The sequence below is a fragment of the Aquimarina atlantica genome, assembly GCF_000626715.1.
In the GTDB taxonomy this organism is placed as follows: Bacteria; Bacteroidota; Bacteroidia; order Flavobacteriales; family Flavobacteriaceae; genus Aquimarina; species Aquimarina atlantica.
Genome location: NZ_AQRA01000004.1, coordinates 154,797 through 167,682, shown reverse-complemented (window position 1 = coordinate 167,682; position 12,886 = coordinate 154,797). Strand labels below are relative to the sequence as shown.

Below are 12,886 nucleotides of genomic sequence, written 5' to 3'. Positions count from 1 at the left end.
TTTTGTAGATTATTCATTTTCTTCGGTAGCTCTTTTAATTATAGCTTCGGGTAATGATTTCTTGGCTTTAGCACCCATCTTTTTAAGTTTTTCGACGCTTGTAATCAGATTTCCTCTACCTTCTACCAATTTATTCATTGCAGCAGAATAATCTTTTTTGGCATCGTCTATCTTTTTGCCTACCCCGGTAAGATCTTTTACCAATCCTTCAAACTTATCATATAAAGCTCCTGCCTGTCGAGCAATCTCAATAGCATTACGTTGTTGTTTTTCATTATTCCACATGGTGTCAATAGTACGTAAAGTAGCCAGAAGGGTAGAAGGAGTAACGATTACTATATTTTTCTCGAAAGCCTGATTGTATAGCTTATTATCCTGATTAATTGCTATTGCGAAAGCAGGTTCTATAGGAACAAACATCAAAATAAAATCTGGTGATTCGATATCATACAAATCTTGATAGTTTTTTTCTGAAAGTTGATCTACATGGCGTTTTAATGAGGTGATATGCTCTTTAAGGTGAGTAGCTCTTAGCTCTTCATTTTCTTCATTGATATAACGCTCATATGCGGTAAGTGCTACTTTAGAGTCAATCACCATCTTTTTATTGTCTGGCAGATAAATCACTACATCCGGCATCACTCGTTGCCCATTATCAAGCGTAAAACTTTGCTGTACAAAATACTCTCTATCTTTCTCTAATCCAGATTTTTCTAATACACGCTCTAACACTAATTCTCCCCAATTACCCTGCATTTTGCTGTCGCCTTTAAGTGCTTTGGTAAGATTAGTAGCTTCTTTGCTCATCTGTTCATTAAGATCTTTAAGGCCTACTATTTGTTGGCGTAATGCTGCGTGATAATCGATACTCTCTTTATGGGTTTGTTCTACTTTTTTCTCAAAAGTATTGATCTTTTCCTGTAATGGATTTAGGATACTTTTTATATTCTCTTTGTTCTGTTCTGTAAATTTATTAGACTTCTCATCGAGGATTTTATTGGCAAGATTCTCGAATTCTTTGGTGAATTTTTCCTGAAGCTTTTCTACTTCTTCTTTCTGAGATGCGTTTTTAAGTTGAAGGTTTTCATATTCGGCATTACGGCGCGTAAGTTCTGTATTGAGGAAATCCTTTTCTCTACGAATCTCTTCACGTTCTTTAATCAATTCAGAAAGTTGTTTTTCGGTATTATTTTTAAGTTCATCAAACTGAGATTGAAGCAAATTTGCTCTTTCATTAGTAGCGCTTTTTTCACTGTTGTGTTGTAATGAAACTACGTATTTTCCAATAAAAAAACCTACGATAATTGATATGATGATTACCCCAACGGCAATGATAATCGGTGTGTATTCTGACATGTAATCTTTTGTTTACTCAAAGATAAAGATAAGCAATGAAAATTTGGATGAAGTACCCGAAGTTTTAATATTTATGATGTTACGATTCTTTTAATTTATTTCTTTCCCGAACAGGTAATTTTTTGACTACCAAATCATAAGAGTCGTCTATCCATTGTTTTATTAGAATATCTGGTATAGAGTGATCTATTATTATTTTGTTCCAGTGTTTTTTACTCATATATGAAGGAGGTTGTACAGCAGCATAAGTTTCTCTTAGGATATCAACATCGTCGGGATTGCATTTTACACTTATGGCTTTAAAAGAAGATATATCTGTTGCAGTAAACATCTTTCCTAATACCTTAAAAACTAAAACATCAGGAAGTTTTCCGAAAGGAAAAGATTCGGTTACTCCTTTTTTATTAATACAGTATTCTCGGTATTCTTCTATGTTCATGATCGTAAGAATTTAAAATAAAATATCGAGGCGTTTAACTTCGTACTTTATACCTTCCGGATTTAGAATCAAAAAGAATCAGGTCTTCTGGAAAAAGAGATGAAAAAGCTCGGCATTGGACTAATTCTTTGGGTCTTCCAAATTCGAAACCATCTTGATTCATTACAATCATTTTATCACATAATTGTATTGCAAAATCGATTTCATGAGTTGAAAAAAGAATAGTTTTTCTAGTTTCGAAAGCCAGACGTTTTAGTAGTTTCAATATATAAGCTTTGTGGTAGACGTCTAAATGTGTTGTGGGTTCATCCAACATAATAAAAGGAGTATCCTGAGCAATAGCACGGGCGATAAGTACTTTTTGTAACTGCCCATCACTAAGTTCAAAACATCTTTTGGCGACCAAATCGCCAATGTGTGTTACCTCGATTGCTTTTTTTATTTGCTCTATATCTTCTTCTGCCATTTTTCCTACCCAGTTCGTATAGGGTTGTCTGCCAAGAGCTACTAATTCCTGTACTGTTAGGTTTTTTGAAGCAATTTGCTCTGTTAATACAATACTTAGCTGCGAGGCTAATTCAACAGATTTATACGATTGAAGCTCAATATCAGACAGCATAATTTTGCCATGTAGAGCAGGTTGCACACGGGATAGGGTACGTAGTAAAGTAGATTTTCCGATACCGTTGGCACCTACCAATCCTACTAGTTCTCCTTCGTGTAGTTTTAGATTGATATCTGCCGCAATAACATTAAGTTCCTTTTTGGTTCGATAACCAATAGAGAGATCTTCTGTTTTAAGAACGATATTTAAGGGTTCATTATTAATAGATGTAAGGCTTTAAGGTTCAAAGTTTTTCTATATCAAATATAAAGAATAGAATTTTAAACATTTTTTCTATACTTTTTCTTTCTGATAAACGAAAATAAGAACCCAAAAATAGCAAGGATAAGTAGAGGAACCAAGATGTTAATAACTTGCCATAGTGTTTTACCGGCAACAACTTTTTCTACATTCAGAAATGAAATTTTGACTTCTTTACTCCTAATTTCGATAAGACCAGAATCATCTAACAAGTAATTTACTGCGTTTAATAAAAATTCCTTATTTCCATATTTTAAATTCATGGTAGGGTCAAAACCTAACTCTATTGGTTGTCCTTTTCGCGTTTGATTTTTAATAATATCACCATCGGCAATAACGATCATTTTTGTAGAAACACTCTTATCTTTGTGATCTTGTATTTTGTGAGGCTTTATTCTATCTTTATAGGTAGATTTAAAACTTCCTTCGAGTAATACTGCTAGGTTTTGAGGTCCTTCGTTATAACTAGCAATGTCTGGTTTTTTTCTAATAATATTTTCTAATCGTATTTCTTTGGGTACTCCTTCTATTTTTGATTTATCAGAACTTGTAAGTAGTATCGTCTTTTTTATACCATTTTTTAGCGTGTCAATCTGGTTCGAAAATTCGAATTTTACAGATTCTGTGTTTTTAATAATAGGATGATTACCAGTACTTTTGGTTAGTGATCCGTAAAACCAGGGATATGGAGTAAATTGAGTGTTACTACCTTGCCCAGAAGCTAATACCAATGGTGCAGAATATAAATCGTTTACCAAAACGGGATTAACTCTTAGTCCATAAGAAAATAAAGCATCCCCTAATCTTAAATCCTGCATAATCGCAACAGAAGATCCTTCGGGATTCATTAAACTATCGATTTCCATAGCTACAGATTCTAATAGCCACAAAGATTTTCCTCCATTCATTACAAATTGATCCAATACATATTTTTCTTTTTCAGAAAATGCTTTTGTAGGTTTAGCATTGATAATCATATCAAATTTTTGCAACTCTTGTAATGTCTTTGTCGCATTACCAGCTACAGAATCTAGTGTAAAGGCTCCTACAAAGTAGTAATCTTGCAAGGTTTTGATAAAATCGGCAATTTTGATATCTGGTAATTGCCCATTTCCTTTAAGTACGGCAATTTTATGTTTTTTAGGATGTAGTAATTTAGTTAATCCATCTGCAAAAGCATATTCTAATTGTTGAATAGAACTATTTACGCGTTCTTCTGATGTAGCTCCAATAGTATTTTTGACTAATGAAATCTTTACGCTTCGGTTTTGATAGCTTAGAATAGCCCAGGGAACTACAGTTTCGGTTTCGGTTTTTCCATTTTCTTGTACGCTAACCTCCATCGGAGTTAGACCAAACTTTTGTAATTCTGTAATGGTTTGCGCACGTATTTCTTCTTCTTCTAATGGATTGGTAAAAATGTATTGAATATTAGGGTTTATAGTATTAAACTCTTCTAACATTTGTTTAGTTTCAGATTGTAAACGTCTAAACTCTGAAGGAAAATCTCCTTCTAATAGTACATCGATAACAACAGGAGCAGCAGCTTCCTTAACTAGGTTTTCTGTAGCTTCAGAAAGTGTAAAACGACCATCTTGGGTAAGGTCAAAACGATTGTATAATGAGTTTCCTATCGAAAATAAAACAACGGCAAGGATTAGTGTAATACCTATAGGTTTGATTTTCTGCCTGGCAGTACTTTTTTTAAGAATGACAATGGTAAGAACTACAAATAATAGAATGCTACTTAAAAAATAAAAAATATCTCTAGTGTCTAAAATACCCCGACTCATACGTTCATAATGCAATTGCATTCCTAGTTGTTCAAGGAAAGTATGTATTGCTCCTGGCAAGTTGTAATTTGCAAGCCCGCTAAAACCAAAATAAAAAACGAAACACAGAAACAGAGCAATCAAAAAAGCAACAATCTGATTGTTGGTAATCGAAGAAGAAAATATACCCATTGCAGTATAAGATGCAGCAAGTAATAGTAATGCAATGTATGATCCTATCGTACTGCCGATATCGAGGTTACCTATTGGTTTTCCTAACTGATAAACAGTAATTATATAAAGCAGACTAGGGATCAAAGCGATTAGGATTAAGAATAAACTACCCAAATACTTTCCTAATACCAGTTGCCAGTTTTTAATTGGTTTTGTAATTAATACCTCTAAAGTTCCCTGTTTTTTTTCTTCTGCAAAACTTCTCATGGTTACCGCAGGGATGAGAAATAACAATATCCATGGTGCAATCTGGAAAAATGGAGAAAGATCTGCAAATCCACTATCCAGAATATTAAATTGTCCTTTAAAAACCCATAAAAAGAGTCCGTTAAGAATTAAAAATATAGCAATCACCAAATATCCTACGGCAGAGGAGAAAAAGGTATTGATTTCTTTTCGTATTAATGCAAACATAGTTTTTTTAGGGTTGAGGTTTTTTAAGTTTGTGGTATCAGGAAAATCTGAAACCAGATTTAATAAACTTTAAACTTCGGTTACGCTCCAAGCTTCGGGTCTTTGACTAAATTTATTTTTGGTATTTGCCCAAACTCCTTTGAATAACGCAGAGTTTCTATAGTTATTGAGGTGTTCTTCGGATTCCCAATGACTATAGGTGAAAAATTGATTGATCTTACTTACATCTCTTACTAATTTTAGATGGCTACATCCTTCAAAATTTCTAATTTTCTCTTTATTCTGTTCAAAGTTTTCTAAAAAAGCATCAATTTGATCGGGTAAAAATCCCATTTTTACGATTCGTATTATCATTTTTTAATTTTCAAAAGTATACCTACAAGGGTTTTATGGTTTATTCTCGATTCTTTTTAGATGTTAATTTATTCAAAACTAATGCTTACCGTATCTCTATAATATAATCCAAAGAGACTAGAAGCTCCTCCTACAGTTTTAGGGTTACTCTTATAAATAGCTAGTTCTAAGTATCCCGAAGAATTAAAGACGGCTAATTTTTTACCATCTTCTTCTCGCTTACTTTTTTCGATATCAAAATTGATAGCATCACTATATCTATTATATACATCTTCGAACACAGCTGTACGTGCTGTGATTTTAAATTTACGTCCTTTACCGATCTCATCAAATAGTTTACGTGTAATATTGGTAACCAAATTACCATAATTATCGATATAGATAATGCTACCTACAATTTGCTTATCTCCAAGGTTTACAATAGGAGTAATCCCTTTTATGGTTTTGATTTCTGAGATTGTTTTTCCAATAACTTCTAGTGTACCGCCTCGGGCAATATGGCAAGCCACAGCTACAAAGACATCTAACACAGGAAAATTAGAAACAATGGTATCATGAATATTTATTTCTACAACCTTTTCTGGATTAAATTCTGACGTAATCAAACCGATTAATCCATTATTAGCACATATAAAGTAATGATCATCTAGTTTTACAGCAATATGTTTATTTTCTGGATTAGGTTCACTATCGATCCCTACAATATGAATACTTCCTTTTGGGAAACTTTTATAAGCATTTTGTATAATATATGCTGCTTCTGTTATATGAAAAGGTGAAATTTCATGGGATATATCAACAACTTTGGCATCTGGCAATTCGGTATAAATAGCCCCTTTAACCGCAGATACAAAATGATCTTTGATTCCAAAATCTGTAGTTAAGGTGATAATTGGCATGTATAAGAATTGTTAATATCTTTTAGTTGTAAGCACTTAAAAATATGTAAATTTGTTTTGAAGTTATTCAAAGCTTTTCTTTGGACAACAAAATGATGATAAAACCATCGTATGTATTGTTTTTTTGATCACTAATTCATATTGTGATGATATAAACATTTTGCTCCGTTTTAAATTTCTATTTTGTTTTCCCGACAAAAACTTGAACAACTTTAGCAAACTTAGTCAATCCTAAAAAAAAATCATACTAAAATTCGTATAGCTTTTGAACGAACTTATCATAGAACTTACAGAAATCAATCCGAGAGAGTTTTTCGGACTTCAGAATAGTAATATTCAATTATTAAAAAAATACTTCCCCAAGTTAAAAATTGTAGCGAGAGGCAGTAAAATGAAAGTGTATGGAGATGAAGACATGCTCGAAGAGTTTGATATGCGTCTTAATATGCTTCTAGAGCATTTTAGTAAATACAATAAACTGGATGAAAATGTAATCGAACGTGTACTCACTAGCGAAAGTAAAGCTGATTATGAGACATCGGCTAATAGTGGAGAAACTTTGGTGCATGGAGTAGGGGGTAAATTAATTAAGGCCCAGACCGCTAACCAGCGCAAACTGGTAGAATCCTGTAATAAAAATGATATGGTTTTTGCTATAGGACCAGCTGGTACCGGAAAAACATATACAGGAGTGGCATTGGCTGTTAGAGCGCTAAAAGAGAAACAGGTTAGACGTATTATCCTTACACGTCCTGCAGTAGAAGCCGGAGAAAATCTGGGGTTCTTGCCAGGAGATCTTAAAGAAAAACTTGACCCGTATATGCAGCCTTTATATGATGCTTTACGAGATATGATCCCTAGTGAAAAACTAGACAGTCTTATAGAAAAAGGAGTTATACAAATTGCTCCTATGGCATTTATGCGCGGTAGAACATTAGATAATGCTTTTGTAATCCTTGACGAAGCGCAAAATACAACACATGCACAGATGAAGATGTTCCTGACTCGTATGGGTAAGAATGCAAAGTTTATTATTACTGGAGATCCTGGACAGATAGATTTACCAAGAAGAGTTACTTCTGGACTTAAAGAAGCTTTACTGGTGCTTAAGAATATTCAAGGGATTGGTATGATTTACCTGGACGATAAAGATGTGATTCGCCATAGATTAGTAAAAAAGGTAATTGCAGCCTATAAAGAAATTGAAAACAGAAATGGATAGTTTAGCAGGGGAGTAGGTGAGAACATTTTACTATGAGTAATGCGTTATATATGTATGTTTTACTCACAAGCTAAATAACTCAAATGCTCATGCTAAATAACTCAAATACTCACAACTAAGTAATGAATACAATTGTAGATACAAACTATAATTTTCCTAATCAAAAATCGGTATACAAGGGAAAAGTAAGAGAAGTGTATAGTATAAATGATGAACTTTTGGTAATGATTGCAACCGATCGTTTATCTGCATTTGATGTAGTTATGCCAAGAGGAATTCCTTTTAAAGGGCAGATTCTTAATCAAATTGCAACCAAGATGATGAAAGAAACCGAAGATTTGGTGCCAAATTGGCTAATAGCCACTCCAGATCCTAATGTAGCAGTAGGACACCTTTGCAACCCTTTTAAAGTAGAGATGGTAATTCGTGGGTATTTATCTGGTCATGCAGCAAGAGAATATAAGGCAGGTAAACGAATACTATGTGGTGTTGCAATGCCAGAAGGGATGAAAGAAAATGATAAATTTCCAGAACCTATTATAACACCTTCTACCAAAGCAGATAATGGAGAGCATGATGAGGATATTTCTAGAGAAGAGATTTTGGCCAAAGGAATCGTTTCTGAAGAAGATTATTTGATTCTTGAAGATTATACTCGTAAACTTTTTCAAAGAGGAACAGAGATCGCTGCTAAAAGAGGGTTGATCCTTGTAGATACCAAATATGAGTTTGGGAAAACAAAAGATGGTAAAATTGTATTAATTGACGAAATTCATACTCCGGATTCTTCTCGTTATTTTTATGCTGAAGGATATGAAGAACGACAACAACATGGAGAATCACAAAAACAATTGTCTAAAGAATTCGTAAGACAATGGTTAATTAGCAATGGTTTTCAAGGTAAAGAAGGCCAACAGATTCCAGAAATGACAGATGAATATATTAATTCTGTTTCTGAACGATATATCGAATTATATGAAAATATAACAGGAGTATCTTTTATAAAAGAAGATGTCTCTGATATACAACGAAGGATAGAAGAAAATGTACTAGACTATTTAAATAAATAGAAAAACGATAGTATCTTTATTATAAAAGCTGCCACTAATTAAAGTGACAGCTTTTTTGATATAAAATAATTAATCGATTACAAAGACACATTCGAGTTCTGCGCAATGACGCCCATAATCAGTACACATACCAGTTCTGGGATCAATGCATTGTTTTCTTCCTCCGTTAATAGATAATTGTTGTTTTCTGTTTAATTTTTCAACACCATTAAGGTTTATAATGTTATTTAACATGACATAGGTTTTAAAAGTTATTATACTTCTAAAGATATATGAAATGCCTTATTTTCTACTACGGTATTACCACAATTAACAGTGTCTTTTGATATGAGTAATAAAACCATTAATTAAGCTACCTTATATTCTAACAATTGTATGTTATCTTGTAAGCGCTCTTTTACAATACTCATCATTCGCTTATTTAAGGCAGAAGAGTTTTTCATATAAACCTGGTATTCTTCTACAGTAAATTGCCCTATAATCATTCCTTTTAAACTATTTCTGAATTTCATATCCTTTTGGATGGCATTTTCTATAAAATCAAAGCGTTTTTCTAAGGATAACTCATAGAAAGTATTCTTTCTTTTTTTAATATAGTTTTTAAATACTTCGATCAATAGATCACCTTGTAGTTTTATAATAGGTCTAATTGTTTTGTTCTGAAATTGCTCATCATTAGACATGTTTTCAGAAACTCTTGCATTTAATAACTGCGGTCGTATTGCCAATAAATTTGATTCCCTGTTTTCCATAATAAAGAAGGTTTACTAAAAATAAGTATTTGTTGTGCTCAAAAATCAAGACTATGTTTAGAGTTTTAAACGACTTATAAACAATAAAAGAGTTGCATATGGAGTGTTTTTGGTTATACTAATCTAGTCTTTTTGTTTTTCTGTTATATTACCTTAACAATAAGTTATACCAGTTCTGATTTAAATTTACTCATAAGAAAAATGATGGATTTTTGGGGTAGATGAAAAAGAAAATTCAAGCATAGCAGGGCTACGGTTGTGTTTTATTTTGAAATATTAGACAAAAAGACGCGGTTTTATTGAGTAAATTTAGATTGGAAATGGTATTATATATAATAAAAGCCCTCGATTACAGAGGGCTTTTGTATAACAGGGTGTTTTTTTCGTTTATTTCTTTATGAATTCTTCTTTACTTAAAATTTTGGCAGGAGTTTCACCAGATTTTTCAAGGTATTTGTTAAATTTTGCGATCTGTTTACCATTTATTTTTTCATATGTGGCCTTAGCTTCATTTAATCTAGCTTCTAATACTTCCTGATTTTCTAATTGTGCAAAAGAAGGTTTTTCGAACTGTTCTGCTACTTCGCCATATAAATCAGATAATTTTTCTCTTAGCTGAGGTTCGGCTTCATCAACATAATTATCCCCTGTAGTTACTACCAGAGTTTCTTTTAATGCATTTAACTCCTTAACAACGGCAGAAGTAACTTTTTGCGAAGCTGGAACTTTTTTTAATACTGCTTCGGCTTTCTTTATATTTTGATCAATTTTATGAACGAGGTATGCCAGATCTTCCATATCATTAAATAACTCTTGTGTTGTTTTATTATGAGCAATTCTGTCTTTTTCTGATATTAAGGAAGTAGGATCATTTTGTAGTGTTATGGCACTTTCATATTGTTTCTTACCTTTTTTAAGTACTATTTTATACGTCCCTGCTGAAGCTCTTGGAGCAGTAAATCCACTAAAGGTAAATGTTTTTCCGGCAGCTACTTTAGGTCCTTTTTTTCTGAAATTCCAGGTTACTATATTGATACCTTTAGCTTTTCCGGGTACAAGACTTACGATCTCGGTACCATTTTGATCTTGCACAGATAGTGTCATTTTTCCAAAAGTATGCCTCTTTTTAAGGTAGTAGATAATTTTTGCAGAAGAGCTAGGATTATCTCCTATAAATTGAAGCTCTGTACTTCCTCCACCAAAACCACCTTCTTCTTTGATTATCGATGGTTTAGGATCAAAAAAGTGAACATCTTTGACAAGAATCTCCTGGTTTATTTGCCGTAGAGGAGATATATCATCAATAATAATAACGCCTCTACCATGGGTTCCTAATACAAGATCATTAGTTTTTTTCTGTAGATCAATAAAATGAACAGCAGCAGCTGGCATATTATTGGTAAAACGAGACCAGTTCTTACCACCATTTATGGTGATAAACAATCCAAACTCGGTACCTAAATAGAGTAGGTCTTCATTTACATAATCTTCCTGAATATTTCTTGCAAACCCTATGATTTCATCGGTTACTAGGGATTTCCATGTTTTTCCAAAATCAGAGGTTTTATATACGTAGGTATTCATATCTCCCGATGCATGACCATCAAACACGGCATATGCCGTTCCTTTATGATGAGAGCTAGCTTCTATGTGATATACCCATGTATTTTTTGGTAATCCTTGAATATTAGCTACTGTATTGGTCCAGGTTGCCCCACCATCTTGGGTAACCTGTACATTACCATCATCGGTTCCTACCCAAATTACCTTTTGATCAATTGGAGATTCTGCAATGGTAAAAATTGTAGTATGCGTTTCGGCTCCTGATTTATCTGTAGAGATACCTCCTGATTCTTTATCTTGTTTTGCAGGATCATTGGTAGTAAGATCTGGAGATATTTTTTTCCAGTTATCACCCATATCATCACTTACATGAAGGAATTGACTCCCCATATAAAACCGATCTGGTTGATGATTACTCACCGCCATTGGAGCATTCCAGTTAAAACGTAAATCAGCTTCTCCTTTAATAGGTAAAGGAGCAATATTTTTGGTGTAATTCTTGTCTACATCATATCTCCATACATTTTGTGCACCTTGCATTTCAGAATAAATAATATTCTTGGTCGGGTGTTTTAATACTCTAAATCCATCTCCATATCCAACGCGATTCCAATCCCGTGCTTCTATGCCTCCAGGAGAAGAAGATGGTCCCCACCAGGATCCATTATCTTGCAGGCCACCATAAATATTATATGGTTCTTCGTTATCTACACTAATATGATAGAATTGAGAAATAGGTAAATTATCTACCATATCCATTGTAGATCCACCATCCCAGCTTCTATACACTCCACCATCGGTTCCGACATACATTCGATCTGAGTTGTTGATGTCAAAAACAACATCATGTATGTCTGGATGCATACTACCCAGGTTTTTAAAGGTCTTTCCTCCGTCCCTGGAGATAGATCCAAACAATCCTCCTTTAACCAGAATATCTGGATTTTTTGGGTCTACAACAATTCTAGAGAAATAGAAAGGTCTAACTACTAAACCAAAATCTCCATTTAATAATTTCCAACTGGCTCCTGCATCATCAGAACGATATAGTCCTTTATCTTCTTTACTTTCTACAACGGCATATACTATTTTGGAGTTAGAAGGAGCTATTGCCAAAGCAAATCTACCAAGATCACCTTTAGGAAAACCATTATGGATTTTATTCCATGTTTTTCCGGCATCTGTAGATTTGTACAATGCGCTATTAGGTCCTCCAGAATTAAATCCCCAGGCAGTTCTTCTAAACTCCCACATCGCTGCATAAAGCGTATTAGGATCATTGGGATCCATTATAAGATCATTAACTCCTGTTTTTTCATTAACATAAAGTATCTTATTCCAGGTTTTCCCTCCATCTACCGTTTTGTATACTCCTCTTTCTTCACTATCTCCCCATAAAGCTCCTAAGACTCCAACATAAATTTCATTAGAGTTTTTGGGATTAATCTCGATACTACCAATTCGTTCTGAATTTTCAAACCCCATTTTTTTCCAGTTTGCCCCTCCATCTGTAGATTTATATAACCCATCACCGATAGAAACACTATTTCTGGTCCATATTTCACCTGTACCTACCCAAATAGTATTATCTGGGTCATTAGGATCTATTTTTACTACTCCTATTGATTGCGCGTGATCATCGAATACAGAGGAGAAGCTAGCTCCTCCATTCGAGGATTTCCAAACTCCACCGCCAGCAGTACCGGCATATAGTATTCTATCATTAGTAGGGTGATTTTCTAAATCTATTATCCGACCACTCATGAGTGCGGGTCCGATTTGTCGTGCTTCAAGGTTTCCGAATAGTTCTTTGCCTTTTAGAACAACTTCCTGTGCTTGCAAGTGTATGGAAAAGAGTATAGCCAAGCTTGCAATTATAAATTGTTTGTTCATAATTACTGGTTGTTTATTTAGAATAAAAATCCCCAAACTTTTAATTTGGGGAT

At 33.7% G+C, this 12,886-nt stretch carries 11 protein-coding genes; 2 read left to right on the top strand and 9 right to left on the bottom strand.

Annotated features, from left to right (window positions below):
* Positions 1-9: 9 nt before the first annotated feature.
* The 6 genes from rmuC to ATO12_RS09685 all read right to left on the bottom strand — a co-directional run bounded on the left by rmuC (position 10) and on the right by ATO12_RS09685 (position 6,333).
* On the bottom strand, positions 10-1,356 hold the full coding sequence (gene rmuC / locus ATO12_RS09710; protein ID WP_034241524.1) for a DNA recombination protein RmuC: 1,347 nt from the start codon (positions 1,354-1,356) through the stop codon (positions 10-12).
* A 79-nt stretch (positions 1,357-1,435) separates the two neighbouring features.
* Entirely contained in the window at positions 1,436-1,795 is a 360-nt protein-coding gene (locus ATO12_RS09705; RefSeq protein WP_034241523.1) for an MmcQ/YjbR family DNA-binding protein, read from the bottom strand.
* Positions 1,796-1,829: 34 nt separating this feature from the next.
* Complete coding sequence (locus tag ATO12_RS09700; RefSeq protein ID WP_316932922.1) at positions 1,830-2,543, bottom strand: ABC transporter ATP-binding protein; 714 nt, start codon at positions 2,541-2,543, stop codon at positions 1,830-1,832.
* Between the two features lie 137 nt (positions 2,544-2,680).
* Positions 2,681-5,080: a gliding motility-associated ABC transporter substrate-binding protein GldG gene (gldG, locus tag ATO12_RS09695; protein ID WP_034241521.1), complete on the bottom strand. Its 2,400-nt coding sequence runs from the start codon at positions 5,078-5,080 to the stop codon at positions 2,681-2,683.
* Positions 5,081-5,149: 69 nt separating this feature from the next.
* Entirely contained in the window at positions 5,150-5,434 is a 285-nt protein-coding gene (locus tag ATO12_RS09690) for a putative quinol monooxygenase (RefSeq protein ID WP_034241520.1), read from the bottom strand.
* A gap of 68 nt (positions 5,435-5,502) precedes the next feature.
* Positions 5,503-6,333, bottom strand: coding sequence for an SAM hydrolase/SAM-dependent halogenase family protein (locus tag ATO12_RS09685; protein WP_034241519.1), 831 nt, complete (start codon positions 6,331-6,333; stop codon positions 5,503-5,505).
* 265 nt (positions 6,334-6,598) lie between these two features.
* Between ATO12_RS09685 and ATO12_RS09680 the strand changes: the two genes are divergently transcribed.
* Both ATO12_RS09680 and ATO12_RS09675 read left to right on the top strand, forming a co-directional pair.
* Positions 6,599-7,555, top strand: a complete 957-nt coding sequence (locus ATO12_RS09680) for a PhoH family protein (protein WP_034241518.1) — start codon at positions 6,599-6,601, stop codon at positions 7,553-7,555.
* Positions 7,556-7,677: 122 nt separating this feature from the next.
* Positions 7,678-8,625: a phosphoribosylaminoimidazolesuccinocarboxamide synthase gene (locus ATO12_RS09675; RefSeq protein ID WP_034241517.1), complete on the top strand. Its 948-nt coding sequence runs from the start codon at positions 7,678-7,680 to the stop codon at positions 8,623-8,625.
* Between the two features lie 69 nt (positions 8,626-8,694).
* Here ATO12_RS09675 and ATO12_RS26025 read toward each other — a convergent pair whose 3' ends face one another.
* The 3 genes from ATO12_RS26025 to ATO12_RS09665 form a co-directional block, all read right to left on the bottom strand.
* Positions 8,695-8,859 carry a hypothetical protein gene (locus ATO12_RS26025; RefSeq protein WP_165583354.1) on the bottom strand — a complete coding sequence of 55 codons (165 nt, stop codon included), beginning with the start codon at positions 8,857-8,859 and terminating at the stop codon, positions 8,695-8,697.
* A gap of 113 nt (positions 8,860-8,972) precedes the next feature.
* Positions 8,973-9,377: a hypothetical protein gene (locus ATO12_RS09670; protein ID WP_034241516.1), complete on the bottom strand. Its 405-nt coding sequence runs from the start codon at positions 9,375-9,377 to the stop codon at positions 8,973-8,975.
* A gap of 387 nt (positions 9,378-9,764) precedes the next feature.
* On the bottom strand, positions 9,765-12,833 hold the full coding sequence (locus ATO12_RS09665) for a WD40/YVTN/BNR-like repeat-containing protein (protein ID WP_034241515.1): 3,069 nt from the start codon (positions 12,831-12,833) through the stop codon (positions 9,765-9,767).
* Between the last annotated feature and the right edge of the window lie 53 nt (positions 12,834-12,886).

Bases quoted from the DNA above. Each gene is read 5' to 3' on its own strand.
- rmuC (WP_034241524.1), bottom strand. From the start codon at position 1,356: ATGTCAGAATACACACCGATTATCATTGCCGTTGGGGTAATCATCATA.
- ATO12_RS09705 (WP_034241523.1), bottom strand. From the start codon at position 1,795: ATGAACATAGAAGAATACCGAGAATACTGTATTAATAAAAAAGGAGTA.
- gldG (WP_034241521.1), bottom strand. From the start codon at position 5,080: ATGTTTGCATTAATACGAAAAGAAATCAATACCTTTTTCTCCTCTGCC.
- ATO12_RS09690 (WP_034241520.1), bottom strand. From the start codon at position 5,434: ATGATAATACGAATCGTAAAAATGGGATTTTTACCCGATCAAATTGAT.
- ATO12_RS09685 (WP_034241519.1), bottom strand. From the start codon at position 6,333: ATGCCAATTATCACCTTAACTACAGATTTTGGAATCAAAGATCATTTT.
- ATO12_RS09675 (WP_034241517.1), top strand. From the start codon at position 7,678: ATGAATACAATTGTAGATACAAACTATAATTTTCCTAATCAAAAATCG.
- ATO12_RS26025 (WP_165583354.1), bottom strand. From the start codon at position 8,859: ATGTTAAATAACATTATAAACCTTAATGGTGTTGAAAAATTAAACAGA.
- ATO12_RS09670 (WP_034241516.1), bottom strand. From the start codon at position 9,377: ATGGAAAACAGGGAATCAAATTTATTGGCAATACGACCGCAGTTATTA.
- ATO12_RS09665 (WP_034241515.1), bottom strand. From the start codon at position 12,833: ATGAACAAACAATTTATAATTGCAAGCTTGGCTATACTCTTTTCCATA.